The 1538-nt window shown below is 36.7% G+C and carries 2 protein-coding genes and 1 pseudogene; all 3 read right to left on the bottom strand.

Annotation, left to right across the window (positions count from 1 at the left end):
* Positions 1-438 precede the first annotated feature (438 nt).
* Positions 439-804, bottom strand: a complete 366-nt coding sequence (locus M1B78_RS18325; RefSeq protein ID WP_257941479.1) for a HepT-like ribonuclease domain-containing protein — start codon at positions 802-804, stop codon at positions 439-441.
* A complete protein-coding gene (locus tag M1B78_RS18320) occupies positions 797-1090 on the bottom strand; it encodes a nucleotidyltransferase family protein (RefSeq protein ID WP_120382064.1) in 294 nt (97 codons plus the stop codon). Before M1B78_RS18320 ends, M1B78_RS18325 begins: the two co-directional genes overlap by 8 nt.
* Positions 1091-1369: 279 nt before the next feature.
* Positions 1370-1538, bottom strand: a pseudogene (locus M1B78_RS18315) (UpxZ family transcription anti-terminator antagonist); the annotation flags it as partial.

The following is a 1538-nucleotide window of genomic DNA, read 5'->3' as shown; positions in this document are numbered from 1 at the left end:
ATCTTATTATACTAAATATTATTTACTAACTCATTTGTTTTCAACGGATTAACTGTAATTTTAACGAAGTATTAACTCATAAAACTGTAAAATAATTATCGGAGATATCTGTTAACGTCCAATTTTGACGTATAACCCAAGGCAAGCCGCCACAAGGCGGTTCCTGATAAATAACGACAAAAAGGAGATTGATTTGTAAGCACTCAATAGCGTTTACCCTCTTAAAAATCAAGAGGATGAACTTTTGAGTATTTCAAAATTTAACGATTTATAATGTATTATACGTAAAAGGCCGGATGGCTCTTTCAACAAGCATGTTGTCTATAGTGTATCGGCCTTCCTAGTCCTCTCCCATACCTTCACTATAGATAAGCCTCCCTATAACACCCTATAACCATTATTTCAAGATACTTCTAAGCCACATCGCTATGCAACTGATCAAATTTCATTTTTCATTCTTTGTATAACAGAAAGCAAAACAGGAAGGTCTTTCTTGGTTACATTCAAAATTTCTTCTGCATCTATATGATGATACTCATGAGCTATAACGTTACGAAGCCCCATAACTTCCCGCCAAGGTATTTCCGGATAATCGGCTAAATAGCCTGCATTCTTAGCATCAAGCGTCTTTACACTCTCTCCTATAAAAATAAGTTGCATACAAACACCTCCCAACATAAAAATACCTTCCTGACTATTCAAAAAATAATCCGCTGTTTCTATGCTATCTGTCTGATTTTGTATTAGCAAAATAGCATCCTCTATTCGTTCTAATAGTGAATATATGCGCTGTTCGTCATACATAAATCAAATCTTTATTGAGGTTGTCGCCAAATACAGTTCCGGAAAACTGTTTGCGCAAACGAATAACATCTACTTTGCACCCAAAAAGCTGCTCCAAATCCATCTTCATACGAATACGCAAAAAAAGATTTGGAGAACCTTCATAAGCAACATCCACATCGCTATCTTCATTTTGTTCACCACGGGCCACGGAACCAAACAGAGCCATTTTTGTGACCCCTTCCTGACGTGCTACCTCTTCAAAATAACGGCGCAACAAATTTACATAATCTAGTGTAGATTTCATGATTCATTATTTATCTTGAAAACAAAGATAAGCATTTTAATATAAAGTATATTGTATGCCACCTTATTTTTGGAAAATTTATTCTCCTAAAATATACCTCTATTCTTCAAAAGTCTGTATACTGATAGGCAATTTACGCGTCATATCCATTTGCTCCTACCTATGAATGTTCAGTACGCAAATATACGATTTTTCTAAAAAGGAAAAACTGGTTTACCGTTTTTTATATTTGCAAACTATAGTTTTTCATTTGGCCGCCGAAGCACCCCAAAACACTACTTATTCCACTTCCTCCCACGGATAAGGATTATCCACCACATTCTGAAACTCATCAACTGCTTCCTGCTGCTCGGCAGTCAGTGATGCAACACTCCAGGAAGCAATGATAGAACGGCCCTCGTCGGCCAAAGGCTCATCGAAAACCTCTCCATAACAAGCCGTAAGCAAG

The organism is Bacteroides muris (ex Fokt et al. 2023) (genome assembly GCF_024704895.1).
In the GTDB taxonomy this organism is placed as follows: Bacteria; Bacteroidota; Bacteroidia; order Bacteroidales; family Bacteroidaceae; genus Bacteroides; species Bacteroides muris.
Note: the sequence above shows the minus strand (reverse complement) of the source record. Positions and strands in the feature narration are given on the sequence as shown.